The organism is Dickeya sp. Secpp 1600 (assembly GCF_003049805.1).
GTDB lineage: Bacteria > Pseudomonadota > Gammaproteobacteria > Enterobacterales > Enterobacteriaceae > Dickeya > Dickeya fangzhongdai.
Window position 1 is genome coordinate 3,542,520 of record NZ_CP023484.1, and the last position, 20,657, is coordinate 3,563,176.

Sequence of the window (20,657 nt, forward strand, 5' to 3'; positions counted from 1 at the left end):
GCCCGGATTGGACATCCGCTTAGCAAATCATTATCCCTTTGCCGCCACAAGCGGCGGCAAAGGACTGCGTGATCAAACCATCAGAAAAATATTTCTGCAAGTACGCCCGACAGGCTTACTCGCCCTTTTTACTGCCGGACAACAAGTTATTGCCGGACAACACCCCGTCAGCCCGGAACATGGCTTTGATGCCGCGCACCGCCTGCCGAATGCGATCCTGATTTTCAATCAATGCGAAACGCACGTGCGTGTCGCCGTAATCGCCGAATCCAATACCGGGCGATACGCAGACTTTCGCTTCCGCCAGCAGGCGCTTGGCGAACTCCAGCGACCCCAGATGGGCGTAGGCGTCCGGAATCTTCGCCCACACATACATCGACGCCTTCGGTTCATCCACCATCCAGCCAGCTTCATGCAGACCGCGCACCAGCACATTACGACGCTGACGGTACTGCTCGGCAATATCGCGCACGCACTGCTGATCGCCTTCCAGCGCAGCAATCGCCGCCACTTGCAACGGCGTGAACGTACCATAGTCGTGATAACTCTTGATACGCGCCAGGGCGCTCACCAGCTCCGGGTTACCGACCATGAAACCGATGCGCCAGCCCGCCATGTTGTAGCTCTTCGACAGCGTAAAGAACTCCACCGCGATCTCTTTGGCGCCGGGAACCTGCATAATCGACGGCGCTTTCCAGCCATCGTAAACGATGTCGGCATACGCCAGATCATGCACCACCAGCACCCCGTACTGTTTGGCCAGCGCCACGACCCGCTCAAAAAAATCCAGCTCCACGCACTGTGCGGTCGGGTTTGACGGAAAGCCCAGAATCATCATCTTAGGCTTGGGAATACTTTCGCGGATCGCCCGCTCCAGCTCATTGAAGAAATCAACGCCGTCAACCAGCGGCACCGAACGCACCTGTGCGCCGGCAATCACCGCGCCATAGATGTGGATCGGATAACTGGGGTTGGGCACCAGCACGGTATCGCCGTGATCGAGCGTCGCCAGCATCAGATGCGCCAGACCTTCTTTGGAGCCGATGGTGACAATCGCTTCGCTTTCCGGGTCAATATCCACCTGATAGCGATCGGCATACCAGCGGGAAATCGCCCGGCGCAACCGGGGAATACCGCGCGATGTGGAGTAACCGTGGGTGTCTTCACGCTGGGCCACCGTACACAGTTTTTCGACAATGTGCGGCGGCGTGGGGCCATCCGGGTTACCCATGCTGAAATCAATAATGTCCTCACCCCGACGACGGGCGGCCATTTTCAGCTCAGCAGTGATATTAAAAACGTAAGGGGGGAGACGTTCGATGCGCGAGAAACGGCGCGGAGAATTAAAATCAGCCATAGGATCCTCAGGATAACGTGAGCGCCCGGACCGTCCGAGCGACGCCTGGCCCGCAAAACGGACCGTTATTCACCCTATCCCAGTTGGCAGAGACTTGTCGAGATCGCCTGGCGATTATTTTTTGTCACCCGCGTTTTAGCTTGCCGATGGAGCTTCAGGGTCAACAGCCGCCGGCGCCTCTTTGCCGCCTTTTTCCTGTGACAGACTGTTGCAACGCTCTTTCACCCAATCAAAGAAATCAGTATCTTTATGCGCGGTTACGACGCGCGACAATCTTTGCCCCCAATGCCTCCGACTGCTGCCGGCAGAACTGCCCGTCCGATTCCTGAATTTTCTTTCATGCCTGAAGCCATTGCCTCCCATCAATACGGCAGTGCGGCATGGTTTTTATGCCCGACATCATTAAGGAGTGTTGTCATGCAGCGCAGTGTTTATGTTGATGGTCAGTACCTGCCGGAATCTCAAGCCACCATTTCGGTGTTCGATCGCGGTTTTCTGTTTGCCGACGCCGTCTATGAGGTGACGTCCGTCATCAATGGCGGGTTGGTCGATCTGGATGCGCATCTGGTGCGGCTGCAACGTTCCTGTCGCGAGCTATCCTTATCTCTGCCGGTGTCGATCGATGACCTTAAAACCATCCACCAGCAACTGATTGAACGAAACCACCTGCAGGAAGGCTCGATTTACCTTCAGCTCAGCCGCGGCAACGGCGGCGATCGCGATTTCTACTTTCCGTCGGCCGAGGTCAGACCGACGCTGGTCCTGTTCACCCAGGATCGTCCGATCATCAATCATCCTAAAGCCGACACCGGGTTGTCCGTAGTCACCTGCCCGGATATCCGCTGGCATCGCCGCGATATCAAAACGGTCAGCCTGCTGGCCGCCTGTATGGCGAAAGAGTACGCCCACGCCCATCAGGCAGACGATGCGCTGTTAGTCGAAAACGGTTTTGTCACCGAAGGCACCTCCTGCAACTGCTATATCGTGCTGGAAAACAATAACGTCGTTACCCGCCCGCTGAGTCACGACATCCTGCACGGCATTACCCGTCAGTCCCTGCTGAAACTGGCCGAGCAACAGCAGATTGCTGTAGAAGAACGCCCATTCACTCCGGAAGAAGCCTGGCAGGCGCGGGAGATCTTCATCACTTCCGCTACCTCATTTGTCTTGCCGGTCGTGAAAATCGACGGTCGTCAGGTAGGTGACGGCAAACCAGGTCCGGTCACACGCTGCCTGCGCGACATCTACATCGAGATGGCCCACGCGCAGACACGTTAACCCACTCACGTTGCGGGCCGGCTCGTCATCCAAGCATGAAAGCCGGTCTGCTTCTGTTTGCCGTGATGTGTTGCACGCACACAGCAACCGCTGTTACTGTCTGGGCAACGCATCCGCCTGCAACGCAGCAACATCTACATTGCTTTCCAGCACCATTTTCTGCGGCACCGCCAACGGAATACTCTCTGTTCTCAGGCGCTTGATGATATCGAACAACAGATCGCTTTTGGCCGACGCCACCATGCGCGGGCTGCCTACATATCCGGTCACGCTGAGCACCATGCCATTTGGGGTCAGTTGGCTGAACATCACCGACGGCGCCGGGGTTTCCAGAATTTTTTCATGCGCGTCGTAGGCATCCAACAGAATGTTTTTAACCACATCCGGATCAATATCCAATGGGAAGGTCAGCGCCAGTGTCGCCACCCCCTGCGGATTACCCATGGTAATGTTGCGCACATTCTGTGAAATAAACTGGGAGTTGGGCACGATCACCGTAGAACGATCCCCCAACTGAATTTCCGTAGCGCGCACATTAATGCGCCGAATATCTCCCTCAACGCCACTGATGTTAACCAGATCGCCCACTTTGACCGGCCGTTCAGTCAGCAGAATCAACCCGGAAATAAAGTTCTTCACGATCTCCTGTAAACCAAAACCGATCCCGACCGACAGGGCGCTGACAATCCACGCCAGCTTGCTCCACTCGATACCCAGCGTCGCCAGCGTCAGCAGAATAATCAGGATGTAACCAATATTGGAATACAACGTCACCAGAGAGGCCTTGATACCGGCTTCCAGCGTAGTTTTCGGAAAGAATTCATGCTCAAGCCAGCGGCGGGATACGCGCAGGCTGTAAATGCCGATAACCAGCAGGACCACGGCATTAACCAAATGGGCGGGTACGATACTGATGGATTCCAGGCCCTTCCCACCCCAGATCTCCACCGCCTTCTGCACCAGATCAACCGGCGTGGTCGAACCAAACGTGCCATTCAGCAATGCCACTACGGCCATCAGAATCAACAGCACTTTCAACCCGGCGGACAAAATAGCCGCGGCCTGATCCAGATGACGATCATCCAGATTCAACGTTCGTTTGATCTGCCGTCCGCTGGCAAAAGCCGGGGAAAACAGGCTTTCACACACGTCTTCCACAAAAGTGGTCGACAGGTACAGCAGGGATAGCACCATGCCGACCCACACCAGTTCATACGTCAGGAAACGCGCCAGCGAGATATAGCCAATCAGCAGCGACACCAGCACCGCCAGCGTGGTCAACAGTACGGCCAGATGAATCAATCCCGACAGGGTTGAGCGCGCTTCAGGCGTTTCGCCGGCTTCCACCATACGCCGGCGAATCTGATCGCTGCGCAGAGCTATCGCCCCGGATGTCAACGCCAGAAATAGCGACGACAGGCCGTTGCCGACTATCGTCACCCCCACCGAAATGCCGCTGACAGTATTGATCTGCTCAATTACCCCAAAAACAACGATAAAGCTGGTGGCGATAATCGAGAAAGGTTCCATCGCCCGCGCCACCGGGTTGGCAATCGCCGGCAGGCGCCACGACGGACGTTTATTGGAAAGAAAAGCCCGCCCAAGCCCGGAAATCATCGAACAGAACACCACCAGCCGGACCAGGCTTTCCATGAATCCCTCGGCACGATCGGTCACATCGCCATGACGAGTGAAAACATAATCCACCAGCAGGACCGCCAACCCCATCGTCAGAACAGTGGAAAACACCACCGCGATAGCCAGAAAACTGCGTCTCAAACGACCTTCCGGCAGCAAATGAATGCCCGCCCGCGCCAGATATTTCTCCAGTAGCTTTCGCCCCGCCGTACTCAGTGCCGCCGCCAGCAGCAGAAAAAACGCCGACCCGTAACGCCATCCGGGTTGCCAGGCGGCAATAAACGCCTCGCTCAGGTCATCCTTCAAATCGGATAACCGCTCGATGTCTTCCTGCATCGGCTTGATAATGGGTGACCAAAAGCGGCTGCCAAGAATACTGCCGGAGTTGAGCGCCAGTTGATTTTTCAGCGCATTCCGGCGCAGCGCCAGAATCTGCGTCGACAGGTTCTCCGCCCCGGTTTTTATCGCCTGCACCTGACTGGCCTGCGCATCCAGTTTCTGTTTCTGCTGGTTAAGCGTGGCGCGCTTACGCGTGACCTCGGCGGTTTCGTTCACGGCGGCCTGCGGCTGCGGCGCCGGCCCCAGAACGTCCAGTTGCGCCTGCAATTGCGCACGCATCGGCGTCAGGATGCCGGCGAGTTTATCCGCATTGGCGACCAGTTCCAGCGTGGTATCGTTCAATACATTAAGTTTGGCGTCAGTGGTGGTGCCGGACACCTGTTGTTTGATGCCATCAAGCTGTTTCTGCAGCTTTAGCAGTTCGGTATCCACATTCACCTTGTCCGCGGTTTCCTCCTGCCCATCCGGCGCAGGATCCGTCGCGGCCATACTTACCGAACTGAAGGCAAACAGCGCCACCAGCAGCATCCAACCGTAAATTCCGAGTAGCCCTTTACGCATACACCCAACGTGCCCTTGATACTGTCGTCAACCGGTGCGGTAATTACTACGCCGGTTGCCCTGGGATGAAACAGAAACCTGCAGCGATACCCGCAGGCGAGATGGCTAATAACTTACTCAGCAATGGAGGTAAAACTCAAACAGATATCGCCGAAACTGTCCGATTTGCGAGATCGCTTCCGATGTGCCGGCTTCATTTGCAGGAATAACAGCGAGCTATACGAAGGTTGTTCAGGGATTCGCCGACCAGTCCAAATCGCGCGCCAATTCATTGACTCATCAGGGATGCCCGGTATAATCCAGCCCACATCGCCAAGCGACTGTATCCCATCAAGGCGCCCTTAGCTCAGTTGGATAGAGCAACGGCCTTCTAAGCCGTAGGTCACAGGTTCGAATCCTGTAGGGCGTACCATCTCAAGTTCTCCCAGACTCTACCGAATTCAACAAAACCCCGTTATATTCATTGATACCACTAGGATTCTCTGTCGCTGAGCTCCACCGAGGTCAACCCAGCATACTGGAAATCAAGTCGATGTTGGGGGCCTCTATGGGGGCTCTTCTTGTTTGACCCTGACCCAAAATCCTGCTCCATTCAGAAACAGAATTCCGGCATGATAATGACGCCCTGAACGGAGGTTGTGCCGATGAAAAAGTCGCGATTCACCGAAGAACAGATTGTGTTTGCCCTGAAGCAGGCTGAATTGGGTACGCCGGTGCCGGAAGTCTGCCGCAAGCTGGGGATTTCCGATGCCACTTTTTATACGTGGCGTAAAAAATACGGTGGGATTTCACCGTCAGAACTCAAGCATATGCGACAGCTTGAAGAAGAAAACCTGCGGTTGAAGAAGCTGGTTGCCGATCTGAGCCTCGATAAAGCGATGTTGCAGGATGTCCTCGCAAAAAAGAGCTGACGCTGGCACGCCTGCGCGAATGGGTCAGGGATTTACAAGCGCGCTACGGTGCCAGTGAGAGACAGGTCTGTTTGGCATTGCGGATCAGTCGTAGTTCGTTTCGATACCGTTCTGTTGCCGCTGATGACAGTGCGCTGCGCCTGCGCATTCGTGAGATCACCGAAACCCGGGTGCATTACGGCTACCGACGGGTACATGTGATGCTCAGGCGCGAAGGCTGGCGTGATAATCACAAGCGGATCTACCGTCTTTACAGCCAGCAGGGGCTATCGTTACGTCTCAAGCGGCCACACCGCAACAAATCTGCCCAGCGGCGTCAGCCGCAACCTCAGGGGTTATATCCGAACCATGTGTGGGGTATGGATTTTGTCTCTGATGCCTTGTTTGACGGACGTCGATTACGCCTGCTGACCGTTATCGATCTCTACACGCGCGAGTGTCTTGGGATCTGTGTGGGACAGAACCTTCGTTCAACAGAGGTCGCTGAGATGCTGAACCATATCGCCAGTCATCGCCCGTTGCCTCAGTGGCTGAAAACCGACAATGGCTCTGAATTTGCAGGAAAAATGCTGGATAAATGGGTTTACGAACGGGGTATCCGCATTGATTTTTCCCGGCCGGGAACACCGACGGACAATGCCACGGTGGAATCCTTCAACGGCAGGTTGCGGCAGGAATGCCTGAACGAGAACGGGTTCATGTCTCTGGAGGATGCACGGTGCAAAATCGAAGCCTGGCGCATACACTATAATCAGAGACGTCCCCATTCTGCGCTGGGTTGGATGACGCCATCCGAATTTGCTCAAAAATCTGTCGGTTGCCAGAATATGCAGCCATCCTGAAGTCGAGAATTTCTGATTATGGGTGGATCAGATTCGGGGTCAGGGTCACGACCAATATCGAACGCGTAGTCACCGGACGTGATGCCGCGCTGCAACAGATAGAGCAACTCCTCAATCAGCTACAATCAATTTCAACGCTAACGGCGACTTTCATTTAACCATGATTCTATGAACATCATGAGAGCCAGCCCGTTCAATGAATTCTTATACCAACAGCAGGCGTATGCAGAATATGCGTTTCGATCGGCGATCTCAGCGTACCGTCAGGCTGCTTATGGCAACGCTTTATCGGCTGAGCAAAAATCCTAGACTCGCTGATAAACCCAGGCTTGAATACTGACAGTTTGTCATCTATCCAGATGGCGTAGTTCGCCGTGTTTCCCTCTTCGATGAAAGTGATCGCCAGTTCGGAACCCTCCGACTCAGCGCTTATCTGTTTCAGTGTCTTTGGTGCCAGCAATACGCTACTACCGTCCCCGATTCCACTGAAACGGTACTTCAACCGAATAGAACCGCCTTCAGGTGTAAACGTCACCGATGCGGGGTCGATGTTCTTGTCGACGCTCAGAAATTTAAGACTATTCGCCGTTTTTCTTAATTGCATTCGGGCAAACCACGTCACTGTTCTCTGCACATACATCCCGATTCCGCGATCGGCATTGGCGTCGTACATCGCCTGAAGACGATCAGCAACCATCGCCTGCTCCTCCAGCGTTAGCGGAGAGGCCGGTTTAGTAATATCATTTCGACCGGCATGATTGACCTGAGTCGGATCGAGGCTACCAAAGAGTTTATCCAGTAATCCCCGGGAATCATGTTTCCCTGCCAGAAGCGGGTTGTCGTCGCTCTCCCAGCAATTGTTCTCACTTAGCCCCATTGCATACAAAAACTGTTCTGTCAGTTGGATATAAACATCGCTGATTCCCTTAGGGTAGGATGCACCAATGTCAGAGTGTGCACCCGGCAATCGGATTAGATTGATACGACGCGGTGTTGGCCGAAAGCGCCATAGCAAGGGGAGAGGGGTCGGATCGCTATCTATTATTGGCGCAAAAGTCTGGTTCCGGGTTTCATTCGTCGCATAGAAGTGCACCAGATAATCCACGGACGACGGGATGTTTAACATCAGACTATAATTCTGCCCAGTGGCTACGGTGTCGTAAAGCAACGCATAAAATCTTGGGCTGGTACTAGCAGCCAAACTGTCAACCGTGCCAAATTGCATCGGCCACTGCTGCGTCACCAGATTCATATAATGCCGCGCTGTTGCAGCCCCTCGGCTGAATCCTGTTACAAATACGCGAATATCAGTGTTGGGGTTATCCAACAGCCACTTGCTCGCTTGCACGAAAAACTCGCTTTTTGCCTGCTCGGCAACGTCAAAACTGCTGGAGCCAGAGATCCCATCACGATAATCGATAGCACTGCCTTGCATGCCAACGCCACGATAATAACGATCGGCGTTCACTTGCCGGGCGATTCTTGCCACCAGCGTTTCACGTTCATCTAAGGGTATTCGAGTGCGATCGTTAAAGGTACCGTCAAACGCCACCTTGTAAATTTTGACTGGACGATGCCCAATTGGGTGTGTGATCAACGGCGCGTCCATCGGCATAGTTAAAGCCTTCTCGATATCCTCCAGATCAGTGACGCGTATCGGAACTGACCTGGTACCAGAGATTAGGCTGGTACAGGCACTGAGTACAATGCAACACAGCGCTGCTGTGATGAGTCTGCAGATCCAATATCTCAGAGTGGTATACATCCATTTATCCCTGATGCTGAAAAAGTGGGCGCTGTCTTTGCGCCTATACGGTGCAAAGAAAATATATTGCCACAATAAAGGCGAAGATTGAGTAAATACCTGCTCACCAAGGTATATCCCATTGACATATCCCATCAATATTCTATGCTATCGATAGCACAAAATTTCTCCAAGGAGATCGCCATGGAAAAAACCACAGTATTTAAAAGCAATCGCAGTCAAGCAGTACGACTCCCCAAAGCCGTTGCACTGCCCGATGATGTTAAGCAGGTTGATATCGTCGCGATTGGTCGCACACGTATCATTACTCCGGCAGGCGAAAGCTGGGACAGTTGGTTCGAAGAGGAAGGGGTAACGCCTGACTTCATGATCACCAGAGAGCAACCCGATGATCAGATCAGGGAAGATTTCTGATGCTGAAATATCTGCTTGATACCAATATCTGTATTTACACCATCAAGAACAAACCACAGGAAGTCAGGGACGCTTTCTACCGTTATTACGGGCAGTTTGCTATCAGTGCTATCACGCTGATGGAGCTGATTTATGGCGCGGAGAAATCGGTAAACCCAGAAAAGAATCTTGCCGTGATTGAAGGGTTTTCTGCGCGTCTGGAAGTGCAAACCTATGGTTTTGACGCTGCCGTGCATACCGGCCAAATTCGTGCGGAACTGGCAAGACAAGGAACCCCCATCGGCCCATATGATGCCATGCTAGCGGGTCACGCTCGATCAGCAGGTTTGATACTGGTAACGAACAATGTGCGTGAATTTGAGCGTGTGCCTGGGCTACGAGTGGAAAACTGGGTCAGTCGATAAGCTGCATTTGTAAGCGCACCCGTTTTAGTTCCACACACTTTTTGAGATTTCCGGGTCTTCAGCCATCAGCCGATATTCCTCCGGCGTCAGGTTATTCAGCGATTCATGGGGACGCTCGCTGTTATATTCATGCAGCCAGCGCTCCGTAATTTCCCGCGCTTCATTCAGTGTCCTGAACAGGTAAAAATCCAGTATTTCTGTCCGGTACGTCCGGTTAAAACGTTCGATAAAGGCATTCTGTGTCGGCTTGCCCGGTTTAATAAATTCCAGTGCTACACCATGCTCTTCCGCCCATTGTGCCAACGTCAGCGAAACCAGCTCCGGGCCGTTATCCATCCGCATCTTTAGCGGATACCCTCGGTTTGCCACTATCCTGTCCAACACCCGAACAACGCGTTGTGCCGGTATATTCAGGTCAATTTCTATCGCCAGCACTTCACGATTAAAATCATCCACCACGTTAAACGTACGAAAACGTCTGCCGCATACCAGCGCATCATGCATAAAATCCACTGACCAGCTCTGATTCAGGTGTTCCGGCGTCGCTAATGGTGCTGGATCACGCACGGGCAAACGTTGCTTTCCTTTACGACGAAAATTCAGTTTCAGTAAGCAATAAATACGATGAACGCGTTTGTGATTCCATGCATGCCCCTGCCTGCGTAGCTTCTGGAACAACTTCTTGAAGCCGTATCGCGGATAGCGTTCCGCCATGTCGGTCAGTGCCTGAATGACCGGCTCATCACGCCGGGTGTCAGGCTGATAAAAATAGACCGTCCTGCTCAACGATAACGTCCTGCATGCCTGGCTGATGCTCATCGTAAACTGCGCGGTCAGATAACTGACGAGCTCACGCTTTATCGCTGGTTTTAAAGCTTTTTTTCAATAACATCTTTGAGTGCCCGGCACTCCAGACTGAGATCGGCAAACATCTGTTTCAGTCGCCGGTTTTCGTCCTCCAGATCTTTCATCTTTTTGATATCAGAGGCTTCCATTCCGCCAAACTTCGCTTTCCAGTTAATGGGATGGACTACCTCCTCCCCCTGCGGTTAACTGTACGAAATATGCTCAACAGGAGAGTCACCATGAATATCGTATTTCTGGGTATTGATCTGGCTAAAAATGTTTTCCAGCTTTGCGGATTAAACCAGGCTGGCAAACCGGTTTATACAAAACGTACCGGCCGAAAAGAATTACTCCAGACGGTGGCAAATATTCCTGCCTGTCTGATTGGTATCGAAGCGTCAACAGGGGCATTTTACTGGCAACGCGAGTTTGAAAAACTGGGACATAAAGTAAAAGTCATCAGCCCACAGTATGTAAAACCTTTTGTTCGTGGGCAAAAAAATGACGGTAATGATGCACAGGCGATAGCTGTGGCCCTTATGCAACCCACGATGCAGTTTGTTCCGCCTAAAAGTCCCGAACAGCAGGATATTCAGGCTCTGCACCGTGCAAGACAACGTATTGTCAATCATCGTACTGCAACCGTCTGTCAAATCAGAGGACTGCTGCTCGACCGGGGAATAACAATCGGTGCAGCGGTCTCAAGAGTTCGTCATGCAGTTCCGCTGATCCTTGAAGATGCAGAAAATGGTCTCAGTACCAGAATGCGCAGGACGATTGCAGAACTCTATGATCTCTTTAACGATCTTGGTCGTCGCATAAACTTTTTTGATAAAGAAATAGAGGCTGTGTTCAGGCAATCTGAAGCCTGCCAGCGCATTGCCAAAGTTAAAGGTATTGGTCCTAAAACGGCAACGGCTGTTGTTGCCGCTATTGGCAAAGGAACTGAATTTAAAAATGGTCGTCACTTCGCCGCGTGGCTTGGTCTGGTTCCCCGGCAACACTCAAGTGGTGACAGGCAAGTTCTCATGAATATGACGAAAAAAGGCGACAAGCATCTGCGGACTCTTTTTATTCATGGTGCCCGCGCTGTCGTCAGGGTTGCCACGAATAAGAATGATAGCTGTCTGCATCAGTGGGTTAATCAGTTGAGGGAACGGCGAGGGTTTAATAAAACGACCGTGGCGGTAGCTAACAAGAACGCGAGAATAATCTGGTCGATGCTGAGAAATGATACAGAATATCAGGCAGCCGGAAGTTAATTCCCAGCCAGAAAAGTTGCAGTGTACTGAGAAATGGTGACAGGTTGCACCTGCACAATCGGAACCTGATTTTTATACTGGCCTCAGAGGCCGTCCAGTTGTTGAGGCGATCGTGTGCGGATTACCCATTTGGGCACAGGTTTTCCTGATGCCGGATAGATGTAAGCAACAACCCAAAACCAGAATCAGTGCTTGCAAAACGGAGGTAGTCCATAGATGTAGTACGAAGCCTCGGATATTCCCGCTTCGCGGCAGACGTCTTTGACGGTACGTCCGGCTTCAACGGACTTCAAAACGGCGATGATCTGGTGCTCGGTAAATCGGGCTTTGCGCATAGCGATCTCCTCAACGGGACATAATCAGTATGTCGGAAGATCTCTAAAAGTGAATGGTTCGGTTTAGCGGGATACTTACACATTCTGCCCTACCCCAAAACAGGATATAATCCACGCCTACTGCGGATAACCCGCAAAAAATCCAGCCAGAAAGGTTTGGGGGCCCATTTGGGGGCCACTACGTTTTTCTAACTGCTGAAAATCCTTTTATTTCAATATAGATACGTGGCTAATTCGAATCCTGTAGGCCCTATTTGTTTGGGGAAGAAATCATCAGCATACGGGTTAAATGTATCAACACTATTTAGGACGAGTCAGTTTGAAGATTAAAAAACCGGAGTAGCCCGTTTTTTTAAGATGTGAGTAGCTGATTAAAATCCTCAGAAGCCAGATCGCCTTGAATACATAACATGTCTCTCGCTAATGCCCGACGCTTTTGCAGCAGTGCATCCAACGTTTCTTCAAACGTGGGGATACTGGCATCTGTTATAGTTGGATAATAAACATACACATCTTTTGTCTGACCAATACGATAGGCACGATCCGTCGCCTGGTCTTCTTTAGCCGGGTTCCAACAACGGGTGAAATGGATAACATGATTGGCTTTCTGCACATTAACCCCAAATCCGACCGCCACAGTTGAAAGGATAATGATCCCAAACCCAGGCTGATCCTGAAAAATATCGATGAGTTTTTGTCGGCTATTCGCACTTTCACTTCGAGTACTGGTATCACCATTGATGACATAAGGCTTGAAGCCAAATCGCTGATGAATGGCGTATTTCAATTCGCGCTGAATATCTCTCAGCTCAGTAAATATAATGACCTTATCATCACCCTTTTTCGCAATGTCTTCGAGTTTACGCATCATCCACTCCAGTTTGGGTGAGTGATCTCTTAAGCGGTTATCCGGTTTTACACTGTAGGGATGTGCGCAAATCAGCTTCAAACGATGCAATAAACCAAGCATTCCCATTCCAGGTTGCTCCAGTTCATCCTGCATTTTTTGTCGATTCTGATAAGAGGCAATCGATGAAACATACAAGTCGCGCTGCAAGGGATCCATAGCCAGTTGCTTACAGGATGTGTCCTCAATTTTTGAGGGTAAATCTTTTGCTACATCCTCTTTGGTGCGTCGCAGTGTCTGTACTTCGATAATGCGCCGTAGTGATTCCAGTACGAGACTATTTCTTTCGGGAGCGCCTTCAATTGGTCGTAAATATTGCTTACCGAAATCATTAAGCGCACCAAGCAAACCTGGCTGGGCAAAATCAAACAAACTCCAGAGATCCACCAGCGTGTTTTCAACAGGTGTTCCGGTACAGGCCACTTTAAACTGCGCCTGAATAGCATTCGCCGCATGGGTAATTAACGCGGCAGGATTCTTTATCTTCTGAGCTTCATCGCACACCATAATTGACCATTTTTGGCGTGCGAGAGAGAACTCTTGATCGCGCAAGGTTTCGTAAGTGGTTAACACGATTTTTGCACCACCAACCCAGCCCGGACGTAACAGGTTTTTAATGCCCTGCGCTCTCAGTTCCGTGGGGATTTCATCCTTATGGAACTTCACTGCTTTTACTGCATTACCATAGAGTTTAAGCACCCCAAGGTTTTCGGTATAAAAGAAATTATCCAGTTCACGCTCCCAATTATCTAATAACGATACGGGTGCAACAATCATCGTGGGTAAACCATCAGGATTTTTTTCGATATACCACACAATAAAGGCCAGTATTTGCAGCGTCTTACCTAACCCCATGTCATCAGCCAATAAACAGCCTGACGTTTCCTCTGGCGATTTAAGAAACAGTTGTTGCAACCATGCTAAGCCCTGTCGTTGATGTTCACGAAGATGAATATGTTCTTTAAGCAAAACAGGCAATACAGGTTCTGCATCTTTCGCACTTAACAATGCCTCGCGTCGCTGCTTTATATAAGCTGCATGCTCAATGTTTTGCTCAATCTGCAGAACGGCTCTTTTTTCTGGCTCGGTGATATCTTTATCTGTGGCGATCTCCAGAGTCTCAATTTTCTTCTGCCAGTTTTTCAATAACGATTTAGCATCGTCAATCGGCAATGATTGCTCATTCCAGGGCATAGAGACGGTTGTGTCTTGTTGGGACTCCGCAGATTCAATGCGTTCTTCAAGGTCCGATAACTGTTCCTGGCTCTGCGGCTCCCAGCCCTCAAAAAAATCACTCGCCAGTAATGCTTCACCTAAGGTCTCTGGCAACCAGTCTTCACTTTCGCCCTTTATTAAAAAGGGAGAGGAAATCTTTTCAAACTCACCAATACCAATGACACGATCGCCATATTTATTCAGATCTAAAACTTCATCAAATTCGATACCCGCAATCTCTTGCTGCCAACGATGCAGGAGTGATTGGTAGTGTTCAAGTTGTTCGAACGTCAAATGGCTCAGTTCTAATTCATAACCTTGCCATATTCCCGCAGGTAGGCCCGACGCCAGTTTGACTGCCAGTTCCTGAATAAATTCGTCAAACTCATAGGGTTTCGTCAGAGAAAAAGTGATAGCAGGTTGCGGCCTGGCGGCAATAGGTTCTAAGACAAGAGATACGGACGAGATTCTTTTTGCTTCATCATCAAGCACAGGTGTAACAGAGAAACGGTGGAAAAAAATATGCGCATCCTGCAACGCTTTTTCATGTTGTTCAGGCGGGATAACACTGGCCGCATCCTCACCAATGAAAGTGTAGGGATTGCGAATAAAAGAGACGGCATCATCACCTGCTACACGCCTGCCAGTAATTGAATGCACAGAAGAGAGCACTTCTTTCACTTCCGGGGTGATGATCACGTGGCTGAGCGATCCATCCTCACCCAGAACACGGTACTGATCCTGCACTAACTTACTGTTATCGAAACTATTGAGCCATTGCGTTGGTTGGTCATCGAAAGAGGGTTCAATTTCAATTACAGGTGTGTTGTGAATGGTTGCTTTGCGTAGCTTGAGTCTTAACGATTCGGGTTTAACCACAATCGTTTTTGCCAGGTAGTTATCTAATTCTGCATGCGCTTTTTTGGCTAAGCGCCGTATTTTCGCCCAGCCAAGCTGATTGGTATTTTCTCCCGCTCTGCGCAGCTGTTCATCCCGAAATTGCTGCAAAGCAGTAAGGAGTAGCCAGTTCTCTTTGGTCTGTAAAAATTGCCCCTCAGGCCCGTGAAATATCGCCCCCGTTCTTTCAACCGGTACAGACCGGCCAGTGGTACTGTCCTTCCAGTCACGGATATAAACGCTAAATTCAGAATCACTCAGGCTTCCACTACCTGCCAGACAAATCTTCAGCGGCTTAACCTCTGGAACACCTAATAATGGCAGGCTGGTGTGGTGATCCTCGTCGGCTGCCAGACGATACAACTCATCCCAGGTAAGCAGCCAGCGATCGGATAACTCAACGACATACTCTTCTTCTGAAAGCTGCTCCATATAGGCAACCAGGGGCCAAAGCGCATCCTCATCAGCCAGGTTAAATAAAAAAGATAGACCTGACTCTTCAACCTGATAACGGTGGCTTACTCGTTCCTCTGAGGATGAATCATTACCCATAAACTTACTGAGCAGGCGTTTCAGCATTATTTACTCCAGAACATAAGTGAATTACCGCGTTGCGGTGTAAAGCCGAGACGTAATAATTTTGCTTCAAAAACTGGATTTGATGCTGGCAAAATTATATACAGAGCACCACCTATCTCTCTTTTATCGTTAACAGTGCATTCGATGGTGCTTATTAGCCCCTGAATTTCCTTTTCTCTTTCGGTATCACTATTAATATTTTTTACTACCCCCGATTCGGGCACAAGTTCAGTTACAGGAGTATCATCCGGCAGATATCTAATACCCAACTCTTTCAATTTATCGTCAAATTTTGCCATCCATCCTTCAATATATCTCAAATCTAAACGACGCACCGGTGATGAATGCAGCATTCTCGCAACAATGCCCGTTTTTTTCTTAAGCATATTATTGATATGTAGATATTCGCTTTCTGGCTTAAAGTCTTTATCTGCAATGCTATAAATAAACATAGCATTGCCGGTGCCCGAAAATTCAACGAAGAAATAATCACCAATTTGCATAATCATGGCATTGTCCCAGCTTCTGCCACCGATAAGCTGGCTCAAACGACCTTTATTTTTATCTCTGAATGCCACAAAATCTGAACTACGATCTTCCCACGCATCCTGCCCCATGACAATTCGAGTAAATCCCATCTGATTGGCAAACCGTAGCCAATAAAATAGTCGGGCCTGATCAACATCACCCTTACCTTTCAGCAACTGGAAGAAATGCGTTAAATCCTCTTTAGCCAGCCAGCTACGTACCATGCCGCAAATTTTTTCGCTGGTATCGGGATCTTTCAAATGAGTAAGCCAGAGGTTTTGTTTACTGCGTAATTGCGGGCTTCCCCAGCTTTCCAGTGCCATTTGCTTAAGCTGTGGATGCGGGGTATTTCTGAAAGAAGATCGGTAATACTGCATTAAACACGCACGTAAGATGATATTTTTATACCTTTCGCGCTGGCGAGCGAGTTCCAGCAGGTTGGGCAGCCGTTCTTTAAATGCATCATCATCCAGCTCTAAGATCTTTGCCAACAGAACAACAAAGGCCCGGTACCAAAGCCAGCTATCATCGGGAACCTGAGCCACAGTTTCCAGCGCAGAAAAATCAACCAGCTCGCCAGAACTCATTTTATTTGCCAGCAAGTTCCCGGCATCAGCAGTGAATAAATCCTGATATTCATCAATCACCGCCATCCAGCGTTTTTCTCGGCGTACCTGGCCTTTAATCACACCGTAGCCAATGCGAAGCTGATCGCGTAACGAACACCAATTGTTATTCTCGTCGGGCTTTTTCGCGTGATAACCAAAATAGCTGCTACATAAAAACTTCCACTCACGCCGTTTGAGTTTTTTTCTGTCTATCCGCTGCTGAATCTCTTGTTCAACCCGGTTATAAAGCGAATCATCCTCCAGCAGAACCGGAAATGCCGCATCGGGATCGCTATCAGCCAGGCCCGCAAAGATCAACTGCCAGTCATATCTCGTCAGCACTTTCAACTGGCGAAGTGCTGCGATCGCTTTAAGTCGCTTCGTCAGCGGAGGAACTGTCGTCCGTTCACTTTTCTCCATTTTGACAGACAGATATTGCTCTGCAGCCCTGAGCTTAGGAAAATCGCCAAAAGCGGTTGCTTCCGTATCAATATGCCGCTTGACGGTGGCAGCAATCTCCGATGACAGGCGGGATAAAGCGGAGATCATAACGGCATCTCCAACTGACATTTTTCGGTTGTAAGCCCGGCCGCACTATCCACATCGACTGCAGCCTTATCATGTTCATCTTTCAGACCAAAGAACTGCATGCGTAACTCAACGCGACGGCTGGCCTCTTTACTCTCTTTGGCGTTGTTAAACGAAACACCGCCCGCAAGGAACAGCTTGCGGATCTGCTCCTGTTGCAGAGGCGTTATCTGCTGCTGTAAGCGGCTACGGCTGTCCAGCAGGCTACACATCACCCACTCTGAACGCTGCAACGAAAGATGTAAGTTATACAGATAAGAACCATCGGTATCGGTAAAACCTTCAATAACAATCTGTTTGAACCACTTCTGCCCTTCCTCGCTGTTTGCAGCTTCCAGCACTAGCGGCACGACATCCTGCAGTGCTTTCTGACCGCTGGCATTGAGGAAAAATCGATTATGATCGAAACGGCCCGCTTCACCAAAGCTGATACGGTTATCACGACAATCAACAACGATGGTTTTATTGAGGTTGCGGGCGTGCAGCTCTAAACGCTCACACAGACGGGTAATATCTTGACCACGCAATTTCTCACCTTGTTCTACCCGCTGGATCCGCTGTGTTACCGAGCTTAATGAGGCCACCATAACGACCAGAAACAGCACCATCATGGCCGTCATCAGGTCAGCATAGGAAATCCAGAAGGGTTTCTCTGCCTCATCCGAACGCCGGGGCTTAATACGAAATGTTTGACCGAACATGATTCAGACTCCCTTACGCCGGCACTTTAGAAAGCACTTCTTCAAGGGTTTCAATACTTTCACCAAGCTCATCAATACCGCTTCCCAGGCGTTTAACAGCGCTGTCCAGGTTAGCATCCAGCGCCCCTAACGTGGTGTCGAGACTCGTTTTCATGCCGTCTGAGAACTGATTGAACCCATTAGCCAACACTTGTCCTGCATTTTCGAGGAACTCTTTTGCTTCGCGGTTATAGTCATGCAACCCTTCATTGTGCTGTTTCAGCTCTTTCAGGAATTGGCTACGTGATTCCAACTCAGACTGGGCATTGGCAATGATGCCTTCCAGCAATGTGATTGATTTTGCTACCGCCTCACGGTTGTTTCGATAATCTGCCACCACCGAGCCAAGCTCCTGGCTGGCCTGGCTCAACGTATTGCCTGTACCTTGCGCTTTAGTAAGCACATCAGCGGTGAGAAGATTTGCTTCTTTAACTTTGTCTCCTGCCATTTCAAAACGCTCGGCAGCCAGGCGCATTTTATCGGCCCCGGTGTGCATATCCTGTAAATGTGCGGAAGTCTGTTCTGCCAGTTTGCGCAACGTGCTTTCCGTCGCACCCTGCTGTTCATTCAATGCATTCAGCAGTGAGCGGACCTGCTCGTCGAAACCAGCGATGATCTGCTGCGTTTCCTGATGGAGAGATGTCTGAGTATCCTGTTGATGACTGGCCAGTTGCTGTTGTCCCTGCTCAAGCTGCGTAAACAGTGACCCCAGTTTCTCGCCCAGCGCCTCAACGGACGACGCCATTTGCTTCATGGTTTCACTTTGGCCTTGCTGGGACGTTTGCTGGATAGAGTCGATAAACGCTTTCATCTGTTCAGCCATCGCTTTTTCACGCGCTTCGCTATCGGCAAACATTTTTTCCAGCTGCTGCGCCATCCGTTCACCTGCGCCTTCACCTTCGGCACCAATTTTGGCGACCGACGATTGCAGGCTGGCCAGCATATCGTTCATCCCTGCCTGCATTGCAACCTGTCCGGATTTCATCTCACTGAGCAACTGCGACATCAACTCAGCACTGCCCTGGCGGGTGTCCTCGCTGGCACTACGCATATCCTGCAACAAACCGGCAAAACCCGATTGCATTGCCTCAATGGCGCCAACAGATTGCCCCATCATCTGGTGCATATTTTCGAACTGCTTGCCAAAGGTATTGTCGAGTTTGGACATAAATGCCGTCAGGACATCCTGAAGCATATTCTGTACCTGACCCGACTGATCGCCGCTGGCGGTTTGTACCGCACCGGCAATTTTATCTAACGGTGACTTCAGGCTATTTTCGATGGCTCCACTCACCTGCTCGGCAAACTGCTGGCCAGTATCACGGTAGGTGGAAGATAAGGTGTGCGCTAGCTTTTCATTTTCAGCGACCTGGCTTGCGACCAGGTTCTGAAGCATATCGCGGAGATCGGTCACCAGGCTGTCTTTAAGCTGTTTGGCCTGGGTGGCACTTTCGTTGCTCGATTTCACCAGTTCAGCAAGGTATTCTTCCCCCACACCGGTTTCAAATAGCTGATCAACAGCGGCAGTAAACTGTTCAAGATATTTATAACACTTCGCTATCGACAGCTTTTCCAGCCACGTAACGAAGATTGACGCCGCGATGGCGGTAAACGACCCTAAAAAAGCGTACAGCACATCCCGCAAGAGCGAAGCCACACTGCTGGTAACTTGCTCGGGCGTGCTGGGGTCGAAATGATTTAAACCGATCATCAACCCATAAAATGTACCGATAATGCCGACCCCCGTCAGGATCCCTGGCAGGTGCTTAAAAAACTCGGTATTAAGCGGAATATCAATTAATTGCTGCTCAGTAAAAAATGCCGCCGCGGGGGCCGTTGCCCGAACGTCTTTTAATTTTAGTTCTCCATCGACAAGCGTTTTTTGTTGATGGAGTGACTCTGCAAACTCACTCCAGGAGTGTGCTAGTGACGTCCCGGTAAATAACTCGCTCAGCTTCTGTAGCTTTACTGCCGTTGTTTCATTCTTCCAGCCTGAAATGATCACTGACTGCTTCTTCAGTTTACTGACAATTTTAATTGCCCGATAAACATACAAAGCAGCAAAAAATGCCAGCGCAACAGCAACGACAATAATAACGACCAGCGGAACCTTTTCGGGTTGCACGGAGGTCAATATAGTTAAAAACGAGTTAAGCCAATCCATTTTTCATCCCGAGTCAACAACAGATTATTTATCTGACAACTACCCACTGGCACTCATAACAAGGTGTTATAGCGCAATAATAAACTGATATGCAGTTTTCGAATCACGGAGAGAGGTGACGTCAGCAAAAGAGAGTGAACATCGATAACCCATCGCCCACAGCGCCAGACCACCTTTTATTCTTTATGCAATCACATTCCTCTCACAAATCATAACCTGCTGCACAGGGATAACAAGTAGCAAATAGCCAACCAATCCCTCTTTTAATGCACAATAAAAAACACTAATAAATTTACCCTTACCTTGAAGGTATATATCCCCAAAAAAATAAATAACATAGATAAATAATTAGCGCATTCATGGTAATAAAATGAAACCATCACACAATAAATAACCTATCATTCTAGTTGATTACGTTAAGACAGAATAAACACAATTCACTTGGCATTCATGTCGCACCTGCCACAGATAACTAAAGA

General features: G+C 50.0%; 12 protein-coding genes, 1 tRNA gene and 2 pseudogenes. 6 read left to right on the plus strand and 9 right to left on the minus strand.

What is annotated here, in order from left to right; translation table 11 throughout:
- Positions 1 to 115: 115 nt before the first annotated feature.
- Positions 116 to 1,357, minus strand: coding sequence for an alanine transaminase (gene alaC / locus CPA59_RS15680; protein ID WP_038919725.1), 1,242 nt, complete (start codon positions 1,355 to 1,357; stop codon positions 116 to 118).
- Between the two features lie 417 nt (positions 1,358 to 1,774).
- Between alaC and CPA59_RS15685 the strand changes: the two genes are divergently transcribed.
- Positions 1,775 to 2,635, plus strand: coding sequence for a D-amino-acid transaminase (locus tag CPA59_RS15685; protein WP_107759984.1), 861 nt, complete (start codon positions 1,775 to 1,777; stop codon positions 2,633 to 2,635).
- A 93-nt stretch (positions 2,636 to 2,728) separates the two neighbouring features.
- On the opposite strand, the gene CPA59_RS15690 is transcribed toward CPA59_RS15685, so the two are convergent.
- Positions 2,729 to 5,173, minus strand: coding sequence for a DUF3772 domain-containing protein (locus CPA59_RS15690; RefSeq protein WP_107759986.1), 2,445 nt, complete (start codon positions 5,171 to 5,173; stop codon positions 2,729 to 2,731).
- Positions 5,174 to 5,508: 335 nt separating this feature from the next.
- Between CPA59_RS15690 and CPA59_RS15695 the strand changes: the two genes are divergently transcribed.
- A tRNA-Arg gene (locus CPA59_RS15695) sits at positions 5,509 to 5,585 on the plus strand.
- Between the two features lie 232 nt (positions 5,586 to 5,817).
- Positions 5,818 to 6,926, plus strand: a protein-coding gene (locus CPA59_RS15700) for an IS3 family transposase (protein ID WP_369831406.1) whose coding sequence is annotated in 2 segments (ribosomal slippage) — positions 5,818 to 6,079 and positions 6,079 to 6,926 — 1,110 coding nt in all. Because the reading frame shifts where the segments join, the coding sequence is not laid out codon by codon here.
- Between the two features lie 193 nt (positions 6,927 to 7,119).
- Here CPA59_RS15700 and CPA59_RS15710 read toward each other — a convergent pair.
- Complete coding sequence (locus CPA59_RS15710; protein WP_231348807.1) at positions 7,120 to 8,541, minus strand: DUF2235 domain-containing protein; 1,422 nt, start codon at positions 8,539 to 8,541, stop codon at positions 7,120 to 7,122.
- A 333-nt stretch (positions 8,542 to 8,874) separates the two neighbouring features.
- Between CPA59_RS15710 and vapB the strand changes: the two genes are divergently transcribed.
- Entirely contained in the window at positions 8,875 to 9,105 is a 231-nt protein-coding gene (gene vapB, locus CPA59_RS15715; RefSeq protein WP_038919728.1) for a type II toxin-antitoxin system VapB family antitoxin, read from the plus strand.
- Positions 9,105 to 9,509, plus strand: a complete 405-nt coding sequence (gene vapC / locus CPA59_RS15720; protein WP_038919729.1) for a tRNA(fMet)-specific endonuclease VapC — start codon at positions 9,105 to 9,107, stop codon at positions 9,507 to 9,509. The genes vapB and vapC overlap by 1 nt, the downstream gene beginning before the upstream one ends.
- 24 nt (positions 9,510 to 9,533) lie before the next feature.
- On the opposite strand, the pseudogene CPA59_RS15725 reads toward vapC, so the two are convergent.
- Positions 9,534 to 10,528 (minus strand): annotated as a pseudogene (locus tag CPA59_RS15725) (IS3 family transposase); the annotation flags it as partial.
- 66 nt (positions 10,529 to 10,594) lie between these two features.
- Between CPA59_RS15725 and CPA59_RS15730 the strand changes: the two are divergent.
- Entirely contained in the window at positions 10,595 to 11,617 is a 1,023-nt protein-coding gene (locus CPA59_RS15730; protein WP_100848778.1) for an IS110 family transposase, read from the plus strand.
- A 218-nt stretch (positions 11,618 to 11,835) separates the two neighbouring features.
- On the opposite strand, the pseudogene CPA59_RS15735 reads toward CPA59_RS15730, so the two are convergent.
- The 5 genes and pseudogenes from CPA59_RS15735 to zorA1 form a co-directional block, all read right to left on the minus strand.
- A pseudogene (locus CPA59_RS15735) lies at positions 11,836 to 11,952 on the minus strand (transposase); the annotation flags it as partial.
- 352 nt (positions 11,953 to 12,304) lie between these two features.
- Positions 12,305 to 15,550, minus strand: coding sequence for a type I Zorya anti-phage system protein ZorD (gene zorD / locus CPA59_RS15740; protein ID WP_107759988.1), 3,246 nt, complete (start codon positions 15,548 to 15,550; stop codon positions 12,305 to 12,307).
- Positions 15,550 to 17,235, minus strand: a complete 1,686-nt coding sequence (gene zorC, locus CPA59_RS15745; protein ID WP_107759990.1) for a type I Zorya anti-phage system protein ZorC — start codon at positions 17,233 to 17,235, stop codon at positions 15,550 to 15,552. The genes zorD and zorC overlap by 1 nt, the downstream gene beginning before the upstream one ends.
- The gene (gene zorB1 / locus CPA59_RS15750) at positions 17,232 to 17,975 is read right to left on the minus strand and encodes a type I Zorya anti-phage system protein ZorB1 (protein ID WP_038919733.1); all 744 of its coding nucleotides are present in this window, start codon (positions 17,973 to 17,975) and stop codon (positions 17,232 to 17,234) included. The genes zorC and zorB1 overlap by 4 nt, the downstream gene beginning before the upstream one ends.
- 13 nt (positions 17,976 to 17,988) lie before the next feature.
- Positions 17,989 to 20,178 carry a type I Zorya anti-phage system protein ZorA1 gene (zorA1, locus tag CPA59_RS15755; RefSeq protein ID WP_039691059.1) on the minus strand — a complete coding sequence of 730 codons (2,190 nt, stop codon included), beginning with the start codon at positions 20,176 to 20,178 and terminating at the stop codon, positions 17,989 to 17,991.
- Positions 20,179 to 20,657 lie beyond the last annotated feature (479 nt).

Coding starts and splice junctions, on each gene's coding strand:
- CPA59_RS15685 (WP_107759984.1), top strand. CDS start 1,775: ATGCAGCGCAGTGTTTATGTTGATGGTCAGTACCTGCCGGAATCTCAA.
- alaC (WP_038919725.1), bottom strand. CDS start 1,357: ATGGCTGATTTTAATTCTCCGCGCCGTTTCTCGCGCATCGAACGTCTC.
- zorB1 (WP_038919733.1), bottom strand. CDS start 17,975: ATGTTCGGTCAAACATTTCGTATTAAGCCCCGGCGTTCGGATGAGGCA.
- zorC (WP_107759990.1), bottom strand. CDS start 17,235: ATGATCTCCGCTTTATCCCGCCTGTCATCGGAGATTGCTGCCACCGTC.
- CPA59_RS15730 (WP_100848778.1), top strand. CDS start 10,595: ATGAATATCGTATTTCTGGGTATTGATCTGGCTAAAAATGTTTTCCAG.
- zorD (WP_107759988.1), bottom strand. CDS start 15,550: ATGCTGAAACGCCTGCTCAGTAAGTTTATGGGTAATGATTCATCCTCA.
- CPA59_RS15710 (WP_231348807.1), bottom strand. CDS start 8,541: ATGCCGATGGACGCGCCGTTGATCACACACCCAATTGGGCATCGTCCA.
- CPA59_RS15690 (WP_107759986.1), bottom strand. CDS start 5,173: ATGCGTAAAGGGCTACTCGGAATTTACGGTTGGATGCTGCTGGTGGCG.
- vapB (WP_038919728.1), top strand. CDS start 8,875: ATGGAAAAAACCACAGTATTTAAAAGCAATCGCAGTCAAGCAGTACGA.
- vapC (WP_038919729.1), top strand. CDS start 9,105: ATGCTGAAATATCTGCTTGATACCAATATCTGTATTTACACCATCAAG.
- zorA1 (WP_039691059.1), bottom strand. CDS start 20,178: ATGGATTGGCTTAACTCGTTTTTAACTATATTGACCTCCGTGCAACCC.